This window comes from Candidatus Palauibacter sp. (assembly GCF_965213655.1).
In the GTDB taxonomy this organism is placed as follows: domain Bacteria; phylum Gemmatimonadota; class Gemmatimonadetes; order Palauibacterales; family Palauibacteraceae; genus Palauibacter.
The window spans coordinates 2,249,867-2,264,437 of record NZ_CBDBZT010000003.1; the positions used below are offsets into that span (position 1 = coordinate 2,249,867).

The 14,571-nt window shown below is 69.1% G+C and carries 9 protein-coding genes; 4 read left to right on the forward strand and 5 right to left on the reverse strand.

What is annotated here, in order from left to right:
• Nucleotides 1–65: 65 nt before the first annotated feature.
• The gene (locus ACOOGH_RS12205; RefSeq protein ID WP_420449163.1) at nt 66–440 is read left to right on the forward strand and encodes a hypothetical protein; all 375 of its coding nucleotides are present in this window, start codon (nt 66–68) and stop codon (nt 438–440) included.
• Nucleotides 441–449: 9 nt separating this feature from the next.
• Here ACOOGH_RS12205 and ACOOGH_RS12210 read toward each other — a convergent pair whose 3' ends face one another.
• Both ACOOGH_RS12210 and ACOOGH_RS12215 read right to left on the reverse strand, forming a co-directional pair.
• Complete coding sequence (locus tag ACOOGH_RS12210; protein WP_420449164.1) at nt 450–1,394, reverse strand: enoyl-CoA hydratase/isomerase family protein; 945 nt, start codon at nt 1,392–1,394, stop codon at nt 450–452.
• Nucleotides 1,316–3,796 (reverse strand): S9 family peptidase, encoded by a 2,481-nt coding sequence (locus tag ACOOGH_RS12215; protein WP_420449165.1) that lies wholly within the window; start codon nt 3,794–3,796, stop codon nt 1,316–1,318. The genes ACOOGH_RS12210 and ACOOGH_RS12215 overlap by 79 nt, the downstream gene beginning before the upstream one ends.
• 348 nt (nt 3,797–4,144) lie before the next feature.
• Here ACOOGH_RS12215 and ACOOGH_RS12220 point away from each other — a divergent pair, with 348 nt between their 5' ends.
• Nucleotides 4,145–4,702, forward strand: a complete 558-nt coding sequence (locus tag ACOOGH_RS12220; RefSeq protein ID WP_420450122.1) for a peroxiredoxin family protein — start codon at nt 4,145–4,147, stop codon at nt 4,700–4,702.
• 22 nt (nt 4,703–4,724) lie between these two features.
• Here the strand turns inward: ACOOGH_RS12220 and ACOOGH_RS12225 are convergent, their stop codons facing one another.
• On the reverse strand, nt 4,725–5,675 hold the full coding sequence (locus ACOOGH_RS12225; RefSeq protein ID WP_420449166.1) for an SDR family NAD(P)-dependent oxidoreductase: 951 nt from the start codon (nt 5,673–5,675) through the stop codon (nt 4,725–4,727).
• Between the two features lie 32 nt (nt 5,676–5,707).
• Entirely contained in the window at nt 5,708–7,651 is a 1,944-nt protein-coding gene (locus ACOOGH_RS12230) for a hypothetical protein (protein WP_420449167.1), read from the reverse strand.
• 118 nt (nt 7,652–7,769) lie between these two features.
• Here ACOOGH_RS12230 and ACOOGH_RS12235 point away from each other — a divergent pair, with 118 nt between their 5' ends.
• The gene (locus ACOOGH_RS12235) at nt 7,770–10,940 is read left to right on the forward strand and encodes an aminotransferase class III-fold pyridoxal phosphate-dependent enzyme (protein WP_420449168.1); all 3,171 of its coding nucleotides are present in this window, start codon (nt 7,770–7,772) and stop codon (nt 10,938–10,940) included.
• A 36-nt stretch (nt 10,941–10,976) separates the two neighbouring features.
• Here the strand turns inward: ACOOGH_RS12235 and ACOOGH_RS12240 are convergent, their stop codons facing one another.
• On the reverse strand, nt 10,977–13,079 hold the full coding sequence (locus ACOOGH_RS12240; protein WP_420449169.1) for a S9 family peptidase: 2,103 nt from the start codon (nt 13,077–13,079) through the stop codon (nt 10,977–10,979).
• Between the two features lie 157 nt (nt 13,080–13,236).
• Here ACOOGH_RS12240 and ACOOGH_RS12245 point away from each other — a divergent pair, with 157 nt between their 5' ends.
• Nucleotides 13,237–14,559 carry an aminotransferase class V-fold PLP-dependent enzyme gene (locus ACOOGH_RS12245; RefSeq protein ID WP_420449170.1) on the forward strand — a complete coding sequence of 441 codons (1,323 nt, stop codon included), beginning with the start codon at nt 13,237–13,239 and terminating at the stop codon, nt 14,557–14,559.
• Nucleotides 14,560–14,571: the final 12 nt, after the last annotated feature.

Here is a 14,571-nt window from a genome sequence, read left to right on the forward strand (position 1 = left end):
ATCGATCACGCCAGACGGCTCGGAGGGCGAGCCGTTACCTCTCCGGATCCCGCGGAGACACGCCCGTGACCGGGGAGATGATCGCAATCATCACGGCGGCCGTCGCCTTGGCCGCGCTACTCGTTCCCGGCCAGCGCGGCATGCGGAGCGACATCAAGAAGCTGCTGACGACAACCAGTCGGACCGAGGGGCGGCTGGAGGGAGTCGAGCAACGCCTCGGCACCGTCGAGCAACGCCTCGGCACCGTCGAGGAGCGCCTCGGCACCGTCGAGGGCGAGGTTGCCGCGGTGCGGACGGAAGTGGCGCGAGTGGAGACTCGGCTCACGATGTGCATCGGGAAGCTCGAGGCCGAACTCAAGGAGCGTCTCGCCCGGCTCGAAGGCTACTTCGAAGCCATGGGAGCCGGGGGCCGCGCGACCCGGAAGCGACCCGCCAAATAATCGGAGCGGCTAGACTCCGCGGTAGGTTGGGTCGCGCTTCTGGGCGAAGGCCTCCAGGCCCTCGCGCCAGTCCTCGGAGTCCATGCAGGTGAAGAGCGCCTCGGCCTCGAGCCGCAGCGCCTCCTCGGCGTCGACCGATTCCGCCTGATCGAGGAGCCGCTTGGCAAGGCGCATCGAGATCGGGGCGTTTCGGGCCAGTCGCCCGGCCAAGTCGAGGGCGGCCGGGAGAACCTCCTTGGCGGGGAGCACCTGGTTCGCCAGTCCCCACGCGCCGGCCTCCTGCGGGGTGAAGTAGCGCCCCAGCAGGATCAACTCTGCCGCGCGCGCGTGCCCGACGCGCCGCCTGAGCGTGTAGGCCGTGCCGCCTCCGATGAACGTCCCGAGCGCGACCTCCGGCATACGGAGCTTCGCCTCCTCCGCCACGACGACGAAATCGCACGACAGCGCGAGTTCGCAGCCCGCCCCGATCGCGTGTCCGTTCACGGCCGCGACCACCGGCTGCGGCAGAGTCTGGAGGGCGCGAAACACGCGCTGGCTCGTCTCGATGTAGGCGCGGCGCCGTCGCATCGAACCCGCGGGCGCGGCCCGCACTCCGCGGTACACCCGCTCGCCGGTCTCAATGTAGGCGCGCCCCCCGTCCCGGCTCGGCACCTCGTCGCGGTGCGCCTTGAGGTCGGCCCCGGAGCAGAACCCTCGTCCCGTGCCCGTGACGATCACGACGCGCGTCTCGAAGTCTGCACCGATGCGCTCGAGTTCGGCTTCCAGCGCCTCGTACATGGGGAGGCTGACGGCGTTGAGACGGTGGGGACGGTTGAGGCGGAGGATCCGGACGGGACCCTCCGCCTCGACCAGAAGCGGAACCTCGGCGGCGGCGTTCAGCTTCCCGCGTCGTCCGTCGTGGTGACGGGTTTCGCGGGCTTCACGTGCATCTCGAGCCAGCGGTCGGTCTCCCACAACACGTGCAGGACGGACTCACGCGCCGCGTAGCCGTGGCTCTCGGCGGGCAGGAAGACGAGCCGGGCCGTCGCCCCGAGCCCCTTGAGGGCCGCGTAGAAGCGCCGCGACTGGATGGGGAAGGTGCCCGAGTTGTTGTCGTCCTCGCCGTGGATGATGAGGATCGGCTCGTTCACCTTGTCGGCGTGCATGAACGGCGACATGTACAGATAGAGGTCCGGGTCCTCCCAGAAGAGCCGCTGCTCGCGCTGGAAGCCGAACGGCGTCAGCGTCCGGTTGTAGGCGCCGCTGCGCGCCACGCCCGCCCGGAAGATGTCGGAGTGCGCGAGCAGATTGCCGGTCATGAAGGCGCCGTAGGAGTGTCCGCCCACGCCCACCCGTTCCGGGTCAACGACGCCGCGCCGCACGCCCTCGTCGACCGCGGCCTGGGCGTTCGCCACCAGCTGTTCGCGGAAGGTGTCGTTGGGCTCCGCGTCACCCTCGCCGATGACCGGCATCGACGCGTTGTCCAGCACCGCATAGCCCCGGGTCACGTACGGCACGGCGCCGCCGTACGGGATCCGCGTGAACTGGTACGGCGAGTCCCGGCGCTGGCCGGCGGCCGCGGCGCTCTTGAACTCGGTCGGATACGCCCACACGAAGGTCGGGAGCGGGCCGTCGCGCTCCTGGTCGTAGTCCGCCGGCAGGTAGAGCGTGGCCGAGAGCGGGATGCCGTCCCCGCGCTCGTACTGGATCGCCTCCTTGCGGACCCCCGCGAACTGCGGGTACGGGTGCGGGAACTCGGTCACCGCGCTGATCGTCCCCCGATCGAGGTCGCGCAGGAAGTAGTTCGGCGGCTCATCCACCGACTCCCGCCTCGTCATCAGCCGCCCGTCCTCGAGCAGCGTGACCACGCCCTCGTAATACGGCGCCTCGGAGCGGAACAACTCCACTTCCTCTCCCGTCTCGAGGTTCCGCTTCCTGAGGAAGGGACGGTTGCCCTCGGGCGAAGCGCCCTGGCCGGCCAGATAGAGCGAAGCCCCGCTATCGGCGGTCATCAGGACGCCCTGGCCGCGCGCGTTCGTCGCGAACATCGGGAAGCCGGGGTCGTTGTACCGGTCCTCGGTCTGGAGATCGAAGATCAGCTCCATCTCTCCGGGGGCGTCCGGATCGATGCGATAGGTGCGCTGCTGGCGAGTCGAGAACCAGTTCTCGCTTACGAGGGCATAGCCTTCCTCCGCCCACATCACGCCGCCGTAGCGCAGCGGGAGCGCGGCAAGTTCCATCGGCTGGCCGGCGAAGGGCGCCGCGTGCGAGAACACCTTGTCGCGGATGTCGGCCTCGGCGAGGGCGTCGCCGCCGTCCTGTGCCTCCGTCCAGTACAGCGTCGCGTCCGCGTCGGCGCGCCACGAGATCGACCGCACGCCGGTGGGGACGGACCCGAACGAGGTGGGGACGCCGTCCTGCAGCGGCAGTTCCGCGACCTGGTGCACCACGTTCCCCTGCGCGTCCCACACCTCGATCGTCCTAGGGAAGCGGGAGGCCGGCACCTGGTACGAGTAGGGTCGGTGAGTCGTCTGGACGAGCAGGTGCTGGCCGTCCGGAGACGGCGTGGCGCCCGAGAAGATCGACGGTTCGCCAACCATGGACGCCGACCCGTCGAGACCGATGCGGGTCAACTGCGCCGTCGAGTAGTACTCGTAGAGCGCTTCATCGTGCTGGTCCTGCAGCAGATCCTGGTACGTGCGGGCGGGGGCCGCCTCGCCCGAGGTCTCCTCGATCATGGGCGCCGTCGGCACCATCGGCTCGGCGGGCGCCGGGCCCCGGCCGGGCGGAACCGCCATGGCGTAGAGGAAGTCTCCTTCCGGCGACCAGTTGAAGGGGGCTCCGAAGCCCACGTTCACCATGTCGAGGTCGGACAGGCGCCGCGCCGCGGCGGAACCGACATCCAGCACCCAGAGCTGCACGGCGGAGTCGGTGTCGTGCGTGAACGCCACCGTACTCCCGTTCGGCGACCAGCGCGTGTTCCGGATGCGCGGGTTCTCGGGGAGGCCCGTCACGGCCCGCTGCTCGCCTTCCAGCGTTCGGAGCGCGAGACCGTTCGAGGGGCGGGAGCGGCTGGGGCCGTTCGTGCGCGGATTGATGCGCAGTCCGGCGATCCGCAGTTCAGGCGCGGCGACCTCGCCGATCGACGGCAGACTGGGCCGCATCGTGAGCAGCATGACGGATTCGTCGGGGCTCAGGCTAATGCCCGGCGTGACCGGGGCATCGACCAGCGCGGCGAGTTCGTCGGCCGGCGTCTGGTAGCCGTCGGCCCCCTCCTGCGCAACGAGGCCCTGCGGGGCCACGGGAAGCAGGAAGACGAGCAACAGGGAAAGGAGGAAGAGTCGTGGGAATCGGACGCTGTCGGAATCGGCACGCATGGCACTGGCTCCAGCTGGTGACCGGGGTCGTGTAACCGGGGTGTTAGACCACCTTGGCATAGTCCGAACCGCCCTTGACGCACGCAAGACGCGCGGGGGACCCCCGGGCTGCACCGGACCAGCCTCTCCGATGGGGGTCGCTGTCGCGCTGGCCGCGCTTTCGATAGCGTTTCCGGGTCGGCACGCGGGAACCGCGTCGCGGGCGTGTACAGGTCACAAGGGAGATACGGAATGATGGACGGACGTAAACTCCGGCTCTACGCGGCGGGCTCGCTGCTGGCGGCCGGGCTCGTCGGCTGCGCGCCGGAAGGCGACGCCCCGGACGCCGCGGAGACCGCCGAGGTGGGGATGGACGAAACCGCGCAGGTGGCGCTCGGGCCCGTGGATGGGCACGACCTGCCTCCCGCGGACCTCGAGCGCGTGGTGGCCGGCGGATCCGCGCCCGACTTCACCGCCCTCTCGAGCACCGGCGAGCCAGTCACGCTTTCCGACTACCGCGGGGAGAAGGACGTCATCCTCTTCTTCTACCGCGGCCACTGGTGACCGTACTGCGCAAAGCAGCTCGGAGAGCTGCGAGACTTCATGACCCCCGAACAGCGCGAACGGACCCAGCTCCTGGCGATCGCCCCGGACAGCCCCGAAGACATCGGGCTCATGGCTGAGCGCGTGCTGGAGGACTACGACTATGCGCTCGACTTCCCGCTCCTGTCCGACGACGGTTCCGCCATCACGAACCGCTACGGACTCCTGAACGAGGGCGACGGGCGGGGACGCCAGATCCCGCACCCGACGACCTACGTCATCGACATGGAAGGGACGGTGCGCTGGAGCTTCACCGAGGTGGATTACACCATCCGCCCCGAGCACGCCGACATCCTCGCCGCGCTCGACGCCCTGGACCCGTAGCAGGGCGTCGAGCGCCGGCGAGCTACTCCGAGGAGTCGCCCACGAATCGGCAGCGGCCCATCCGGCAGCGGACGCCGGTCAGCTCCTGGCTCAGCCGCTTGAGCTGGGCGCGCGCCTCGGCGTCGTAAGCCTGGGCGTTGGCCTGGGCGGGCCTGAGGCCGCTGAAATACTGCCCGCTCTCGAAGTCGTCGGAGTCGACTACCTGCATCGTCGCGTCGGCCCCCTCGGCGATGGTGGCGCGCGGGGTCGCGCCCAGCCGCCGCACCATGCCGGTCGGCATGTAGGTCGCCGGATGGAGTGAACCGACCACGATACCGGTCCCGTCCAATTCCTCGGCAAGGTCGTGGGTGAACATGATCTGGGCGAGCTTGCTCTGTGCGTAGGCGCGGCGCCCGCTGAAGTTGTTCTCGATCATCACGTCGTCGAAGTCGATCGGCGTCTGCGCGCCCGACGACACGTTCACGATGCGCGCCGGCGTGCTGGACAGGAGGCGCGGCATGAGCATGTGGGTGAGGAGAAAGGTGGAGAGGTAGTTCACCTGGAAGCGGTATTCGTGCCCGTCCTCGGTGACCCATCGCTCGTCCGGGGCCGAGCCGAACCCCGCATTGTTGATGAGGAGGTCCAGGCGCTCGTAGTCGGCCAGCAGCGTCTCGGCGAACTCGCGCACCTGAGCGAAGGAGGCGAAATCCGCGCGGTAGAAGCGCGCGCTCCCCGGGCCCGCGGCGTTGATCGCCTCCACTACTTCAGCCCCGCGTTCCTCGTTGCGTCCGTGCACGATGACGTGATCGCCGCGCGCACCCAGCCGCAGTGCGAGCTCCCTGCCGAGTCCGGAGGTAGCCCCGGTGACGAGGGCGATCTCCTGTCCGGGAGCCGGCGCAGCGGTCGCCTGTGCTTGCACTTCGGTGGCGAAGGTCGGCCACGCGGACAGGAGGACGGCAGCGGCCAGCGTCTTCTTGAGTGTCGTGCTGTTCATGGTGCCAAGTCTCGCGTTCTCGAGTGATTCGGTCAGGGGACGAGTTCCTCCTGGACCAGGCGCGCGATCCACAGGCCGGAATGGAGGTCGGAGGTGAAGATCCGGCCCTTGAAGAGCTGCGCGCCCCAGGTCATCGACCAGTTCGGGACGGCGGCCTCCGGCGATGAGGTCTTGATCGCGCCGATCTCACGGCCCTGGCGGTAGAGGTCGCCGCGCAGTTCGCCCGAGATGTCCAGCACCCGCAGCCCCGCCTGGTAGTAGCCGACGTAAAGCCGGTCGCGGTCGTCGCTCCACAGGTTGTGGGCGCCGGCCTCTGGCACGGTGTAGTGGGCGACCTTCACCGGTTCGTCCATGTCGGTCATGTCGAGCACCTCGACGAAGCCCCGCGCCTCGATGGGGCCCAGGGCGTTCGCATCCCAGTCCGACGGGTAGATCTCCGCCGCGACGAACAGATACTTCCCGTGTCGCCAGGCGACGTGCGTGTTCCCCTGCCCCGAGACCCAGCGTGAGACGAGCTTCGGATCGCGCGCCGTGCCGCCGTGCGTCCCGGCCCCCGCGTCCAGGATGTAGATGCCCTCATTCCAGAACGAGGCGTACGCGTAGCCGTCCTGCACGATGACGTCGTGCAGGCTGCGGACAGGCTCGTCGTGCACCCAGCGGTTGATCTCGCGCGGGTTGGCGGGATCGGCGATGTCGATGATCACGAGTTCGCTCGTCCCGTTGTGGCAGGCGTAGACGAGATCCTCATCCCCCAGGATCCAGACGTTGTGCACGCCCCCCGTCACCGTGTCCGTGTACTCGGAGAGGATGGTGGGATGGGCGGGAGTCGAGAGGTCGAGGAAGACGATCCCGTTCCGCCGGCTCGACGCGCCTTCGCGGGTGACGATCCCGAGACGATTGTTGGGATGGATCTTCACATCGTTGATCCGGCGGGCGTCGAGCTGGATCGAGTCCGTTAGGACGGGACTCGTCGGGTCCGTCACATCCCACACCTTCATCCAGTCGTGGAAGAAGGTGCCGAGATAGGCGTAGTCGCGCCCGTCGACGCCCTCGAAGACCCACGTGTCTCCGGCGCGGTGCGTGGAGGTGATCCCGCTTCCGACGAGTTCGAGGCGCGCGGTGTGGCGGCGGGGGCTCACGCGTACCGTGACGGTCCGGGCGATCGACGGGCCCGCGATGGCCGTCACGTGGTAGGTGCCGGGGTCCTCCGCGACGAAGAGCCCGCGTCCGTCGACGGGTTCGACGCTCGCCCCGCTCGGCGTGACGCTCCACAACGGCGCCAAGGGGATGTCCTCGCCGGCCCCGGCGCGGCCGAGCAGCCGAAACACCGCGACATCTCCCGTCGAAAGCGAGCTCACATCCCCGGCCGCCACCAGCTCGTAGTCCTCAGCCGGGTTGGGCTGTACCGTGACTTCGACCTCCGTCGCGGCGGCTCCGGCGGAGACCGTCACCACCGTCTGCCCCGGCCCGTGGCCGAGGACGCGCCCGGCTCCATCCACCGTCGCGACGCCGGGATCGGCGGAGGCGAACGCGAACTCGATGTCTTCCACGGCCCCGCCCAACTCCGTGTAGGCGACGACATGAAGGGCGGCAGTCGCTCCCGCGTAGAGGGGGCCGACGACGCGGGCCTCGATGCGCTCCGCCTCCAACCGGGGGACACTGATCGTGACCCAGCTTGGCTGCCCCCGGAACATCGCCGCCACGCGGGACTCGCCCGGCCGCACCGCCGTCACCAGGCCTTCGGGCGTCACCGTCACGCCGTCGTCGGCCGCGAACCAGCGTACCTCCGAGGCGGCGCCTTCGTCCGCTGTTCCCCGGATCTCCGCGGTGAGCTGGAAGGACGCCCCGACCTCGAGTTCGAGTTCGGCCGGGGAGGCGACCGCGTGCGCCTGCTCCTGGGCGGTCAGGGCCGCCGGGACCGCGACTGCGGCGCCCAAAGCAAAGGTTGAAGCGAGAAGGGCGGAGCGGAGCGACATCGTGATCCTCCGTGTGCGGATGCAAATGGACCGGGCTCGCAAGCTCGGGTCGACGGACGCGAGCGGCAACAACCCGCGTGGTTGACCGGGCATGGACGGGGTGGGAGCTTCGGCCCCCATGGAGACGCTCGACGCCGGATACGCGGCCGGGAGACCCTCCTTCTCGGAGGAGGAAGCGGCGCGGCTCGTCCTGACTCGCTGGGGCGTGGACGGGAGGGCCCGCGAGTTCGCCAGCGAGCGGGACCGGGTGTTCGAGATCTCCAAGCGGGACTTCGACGGGGTAGCGGACGGGGGCCCGGACGGTTCCGGGGTCCGTGGATACCTGAAGGTCTCGAACCTGCTGGAAGACCGCGCGGTCCTCGAGGAGGAAGCGGCCATGCTGGCGGCTCTCTCCGAGTCCCAGGCCTGCTTCACGCTTCCGCATTGGCGCAGCACTTCCGAGGAGGCGGCCTCCGCGGACGCGTCGTCGGGAGGCCGCCTCGTCGAATGCACGATCGGCGGACGTGCCCACTTCGCCCGGTTCCTGGAGCCGGTTCCGGGGATTCCGCTGGACCGCTTCCGGCCGCACGGACCCGAACTCCGCCGACAGATCGGACGCCTCACGGGGATCTTCGATCGTTCCTCGTCGAGGGTGCCGGGCGCCGACCGCCCGATGATCTGGGACCTTCGTGGCGCCGCCTCCCTCATCACGGAGAACCTGGCCGCGATCCACGGGGCGGCGCGGCGCGAAGTCCTCGTCCGAGTCCTCGAGCGGTACGCCGCGGTCGTGCAGCCGCGGGCCGGCGCGTTGCGCGAGAGCCTGATCTACAACGACGCGAACCCGGCCAACATCCATGTCGACCCCGGGCGCATGAAGGACGGAGCGCCGCACCTGGTGGGCGTCGTGGACTTCGGGGACGTGATTCGGTCGTGGACGGTGGCGAACCTCGCCGTGGCCTGTGCATACGCCGGGTTCGGGACGCGCGACCCGGTAGCCGCCTTCTGCGACGTGGCGCGGGGATACCTCGCCGAACACGAGGTCACGGAAGCCGAAGCGGATGTCCTGTATGAACTGGCACGCCTGCGCCTCGCGCTCAGCGTGACGGTGTCGTCGGTTCGCGGCGCCCAGGAGCCGGACAACGAATACCTGCTCGTCAGCCAGACGCCCGCATGGGACGTGCTGGAGCGCCTGGAGGCGACGCCCCCGAACCTGGGGCGCTACCGGCTGCGGGACGCGTGTGGCCACCCGCCCTGTCCTGCGACGAACCGCGTCATCTCCGTTCTGGAGCGCGCCGCCCCGAACGCCGCGCCCGTGCTCGATCCGGACCCTCGTTCCACTCCGCTGGTCATGCTGGATTTGAGCGTAGAGTCGGGGGACGACGGCGGGACCTTCGATCCCACGGATCACGCGAAGTTCTCGCAGCGTCTGTTCGATCGGATGCGGGACGCCGGGGCGGAGATCGGCGTCGGCCGCTACGACGAGGTGCGGTGGTGGTACACGGGCGAGGCCTTCCGCGCGCCGGGGAACGAGATGGACGAGTGGCGCAGCGTGCACCTCGGGGTCGACCTGTTCGCGGAGCCGGGGACGCCGGTTCTCGCTCCCATCGAAGGCCGCGTGGTGTCCGTGCGCGACAACGCCGAGCGGCTCGACTACGGTCCGACGGTCATCCTCGAGCACAAAACGGAAGATGCCGAAGGGTCGGTGCGATTCCGCACGCTGTACGGCCATCTGTCGGCGGAATCGCTCACCGCCGTGGCGCCGGGCGACACCATCGAAGCGGGACGCACGATCGGCTGGATCGGCGCCCCGCCTGGCAACGGCGACTGGGCGCCCCACCTGCACTTCCAGATCTTCATCGATCCGCTCGACTACGACGGGACGTTCCCCGGCGTGGCCGCCCCGAGCGCGCGCGATGTCTGGACGGCGGTGAGCCCCGACCCCGACCACCTGCTTCGGCTCCCGTGCGAGGCCACAGCTCCGCGCCCCCGCACCCATGCTTCGCTTGTCGAGGAGCGGAACCGGCGGCTGGGGCCCTCGCTGAGCCTCTCCTACCGGCGGCCGCTCCACATCGTCCGGGGCCGGGGCGCCTGGCTGTACGACATCGACGGCCAGCCCTACCTCGACTGCGTGAACAACGTGGCGCACGTCGGACACTCGCACCCGCGCGTGAACGAGGCGGCGCGCCGGCAGATGGCCTCGCTCAACACGAATACGCGCTACCTGCACGAGACGATTCTCCAGTACACGGAGCGGCTGACGGCCCTCTTCCCGGCCCCGCTCGACGTGTGCTTCCTCGTCTGCTCGGGTACCGAGGCCAACGAACTCGCCCTGCGCATGGCCCGGACGCACACCGGCAAAGTGGGGGCCGTCGTCCTCGACGGGGCGTATCACGGCAACTCCAGTTCGGTCGTCAACCTGAGCCCGTACAAGTTCAACGGTCCGGGCGGGAAGGGGCTTCGCCCCTGGGTGCGGATGGCGCCCATGCCGGACACGTTCCGGGGTCTCCACTGCGGGCCGGACGCGGAGGTCGCACCCCTGTATGCGGCGTACGTGGGCGCGGCGGCGCGGGCGCTGGAGACGGAGCCCACCTGGTTCGGGGACCGGCCACCCGGCGCGGCCGCCTTCTTCCACGAATCGATCCTCAGTTGCGGCGGCCAGATCCCGCTCCCGGCGGGGTACCTCACGGCTTCCTACGCGGCGGCCCGAGAACACGGCGCCGTGTGCGTGGCGGACGAGGTTCAGGTCGGCTTCGGCCGCGCGGGATCTCACTTCTGGGCCTTCGAGGAGCACGGCGTCGTCCCCGACATCGTGACGCTCGGCAAGCCGATCGGGAACGGGCACCCCCTCGCCGCGGTGGTCACAACGCGCGAAGTCGCCGAGTCTTTCGCCAACGGGATGGAGTATTTCAACACCTACGGCGGGAACCCGGTCTCCTGCGCCATCGGCCTCGCCGTCCTCGACGTGATCGAGGAGGAGGGTCTACAGGAGAACGCGGCGAGCGTCGGAAAGCGCCTACTGGAGGGTCTCGAAGACCTCCGCGACCGTCACGGCCGGGTGGGGGACGCCCGCGGCCGCGGCTTGTTCACGGGCATCGAGTTCGTGCGGGAGGGAGACGATATCGAACCGGCCGCCAACCTCGCCGATGCGGCCGTCCAGCGCATGCGCGACAAGGGAATCCTCCTGAGCACGGACGGTCCCGACCACAACGTGATCAAGATGAAGCCCCCGCTCGTCTTCTCCGAAGCCGACGCGGATCTCCTCATCTCGGGCCTGAATGAGGTCCTCTCCGAGACCGCTTTCCTGCGCTGAGGGGGACGCATTCGCTTCACGAAGTCCGGGGCGGCCCTACCGGCCGCCGTCGGTGGCGGCGGTGCGCTCGTCGTCGTGGGTGCCCCAGCGCTCGAACCACTTCCTGAGGATGAGCTGCGTGCGCAGGAAGTTGGACGGCAGGCGCGACGTACCGTGCCACTCGCCCTCGAACTGGACCATCGCCGTCGGCTTGTTCTGCGCCTTGAGCGCCTGGTAGAACTGCTCGGTCTGGGACATCGGCGTGCGCAGGTCGAGGACGCCCGTCATCAGCATGGTCGGCGTCGTGACGTTGCCCACGTACGAGATCGGCGAGCGACGGATGTGCTCGCTCGGGTCCACCCACGGGAACTCCCGGAAGTCGGCATACCAGCGCAGGTAGTTGCCATCGACCTCGTTGGGGAAGTTGAACCAGTTCACCACGGGACAGTTCGCCGACGCGGCCCGGAAGCGGTCCGTGTGCCCCACGACCCACGACGTCAGCACCCCCCCGCCCGAGCACCCGTAGACGAACATGTTGCTGTCGTCCACGTAGCCGCGGGAGATGACCTCGTCCACGCTCGACATGAGATCGTCGAAGTCGTGGTTCGGATAGTCGTACTGGATCGCGTTCCCGAACTCCGTCCCGTAGCCGGAGCTTCCGCGCGGGTTGGTGTAGAGGACGACGTATCCGTTCGCCGCGTGCTCCTGCCACGAGAAGTTGAACCCGCCGTTGTACATCCCGTGCGGGCCGCCGTGAATCACGAGAATGAGCGGATACTGGTTGGAAGCGTCGAAGTCCGGGGGCTTGATGACCCAGCCGTGGATCGCGAGGCCGTCATGGGACGACTCGCTCCAGACCTGCTCGACTTCACCCAGCGTCACGCCCGCCAGCACGTCGGCGTTCACCTCCGTGAGCCGGGTGCGTTCGTCGGGTCGATCGACCGGGAAGACGTGGATGTCACCGGGTTCGTGCGCGTCGCCCCACATGCCGACGGCCATGCCGCCATCGCTCACGTCATTGAGGCCGAACATCTGCGGGCCCTCGCTCATCGCTCGCACTTCGCCGTCTACCGAGGCGTAGTGGATGTTGCGATAGCCGTCCGCCGTGGCGTCGAAGTAGACGCCGTCTCCGTTCGGGGCCCAGTGCAGCGCCCCGGGACTGCGGTCCATTTCCGCGGTGAGGGCGCGCGAGTTCGACCCATCCGCGTTCATCACATAGACGGCCGACTCGATATAGTCGAACGTCGTGGTGTCGTGTCCCACATAGGCGATCATGCTCCCGTCGGGCGACGGGACGGGCCGATTGTCCGGTCCCTTGCGGGTCGTGATCTGGCTCATTGAGCCGGACTCTGCGTCGAGCCGATAGATCTCCGTTTCCTGCCAGCGGTATATGGCGTCTTCGATGATGAGACTGCTGAAGAGGAGTGACTGTCCGTCGGGCTCCCAGACCGGGACCCCGTAGTTGTAGTCACCCTCGGTGAGCTGGCGCGGCGTCCCGCCTTCGGCCGGGACGACGAAGATGTGCTGGTACTTGTCGCCCAGGAATCCGACGCGGTCCTGTCGATAGACGAGGCGCTCGATGATGCGCGGGCCCGGCGTCCACGTCGCCCCCTCCGGTTTCGGGAGCGAGAGGGACCAGTGGCGTGACGTGGGCTGCTCCGCCCCCACGCGCATCGTGAACGAGAAGCGGGTTCCGTCGGGCGACCAAACCAGGTTCGAGGGGCTGTCGGTGAGCCGCGTCACCTGCGAGACGGCGCCCTCGGCGTCCATCCAGCGCACGAAGATCTGCGTATTTCCCTCGTCGTCGGGCGCGAGGAAGGCGAGCCGGCTGCCATCGGGCGACCAGCGCGGCGAGGACCCGTCCACGAGGTGGCGCGGACGACTGCCGTCCGAGTTCACGATCCAGATCGAGGACTCCCACGCGTCGTTCATCTTGTCGACCCAGAGACTCTCATAGACCACCGAGCCGCCGTCCGGCGAGATCTGCGGATCCTGGACCCGCTCCCAGTCGAGCCAGGACTCGAGCGCGAGAGCGCCGTCGGCCTGCTGGGCAGCCAGCGTCGAGCCGGAGACGCCGAGGCCGCAGAGGGCCGGGAGAGCTGTGAGAGCGAAGAGATGACGGAAGAGGGCGCGGCACGTAGCGGGGGCGCGCGTGTCCATGGGTACCTCCTGGTCTGATGGGCGCCGGGGCCTCTTGAAACATGGTATGCGCCACGCCGCGTGCATAGACCGCGCGGCATTGCGCGGCGTATGTTGCCTCAGTGAACGATCGCGGTTGCCGCGCGGGACGCGGCGGCCCACAAGCCGGGAGGTTTCCGTGACGACTCGCACGCCCACCGACGCGACCCGCCTGCCCGACCGTCGCAGATTCCTCAAGCGTGCCGCCGCGGGGGCGGCCCTCGCGGCCACGCCGGCCTGGACCTTCGCCCGCTCGAAGCCCGCCCTCGGCCTCGAGGACCTGTCGGCGCGGCGAGACCTCACGGGTACGGAGGACGAATCTTTCTGGGAGATGGTGAAGGGCCAGTTCCCGCTTCGTCCCGGCCTCATTCTCGTGAACGCGGCAAACCTCTGTCCGTCGCCCTGGCCGGTGCAGGAGACGGTGTTCGGCTACACGCGGGACATCGATCAGGACGCCTCGTTCCACAACCGGGCCAAGTTCAACGCGCTCGCCACGAAATCGGTGGAATCGCTGGCCGAACTGCTCGGCGCCTCACCCCAGGAGATCGTGATCACCCGCAACACCTCGGAGAGCAACAACGCGGTGATCAACGGACTCGTGCTGGGCGCGGGGGACGAGGTCGTGCTCTGGGATCAGAACCACCCCACGAACAACGTGGCCTGGGACGTCCGGGCCGACCGCTTCGGCTACAAGGTGATCCGCGTGGCCACGCCCCCGGCGCCGAAGGCTGAGGATGAGTTGATCGACGCCTTCGTGAACGCCTTCACGGACCGCACCCGCGTGCTGGCCGTGACGCAGATCTCGAACATCTCGGGCGTCGAACTTCCGGCGCGCCGCCTGTGCGAGATCGCGCATGAGCGCGGCATCTACGTCCACATGGACGGGGCCCAGAGCTTCGGCGCGGTGGCGGTCGACCTGCACGACATGGGCTGCGATTCATACACGGGCAGCGCCCACAAGTGGTTCTGCGGGCCGAAGGAAGCCGGTGTCCTCTACGTACGGGCGGACCGGGTCGCCGAACTGTGGCCCAGCGTCGTGGGGGTGGGCTGGGACGGCGCGATCGCCGGGGGCGGGGCCGACAAGTTCGGCACTTTCGGGCAGCGGGACGACGCCGCGGTGGCGGGCGTGGGGAAGACCGTCGAGTTCCACCAGGCGATCGGCGCGGCGGCGATCGAGGCCCGCATGCGCGCTCTCGCGGCCGGGCTCAAGGCGTCGATCCGCGAGCGGATCCCCGAGGTGAAGTTCCACACTTCGGACGTGCCGGGCCTCGGCGGCGGCGTCGTCATCGCGGAGCTGGGGGTCGACGATCACACGGAGATCTACAACCGGATCTACGAGGAACACGGCGTCGCGGGCGCGCTCCGCACGGCGCAGTTCCCCGGCATCCGGCTCTGCCCGCACATGTACAACACGATGGCCGAGATGGAGCAGGTCGCCGATGCCCTCGCCGCATCAGCCTAGGACGCGGCGCTT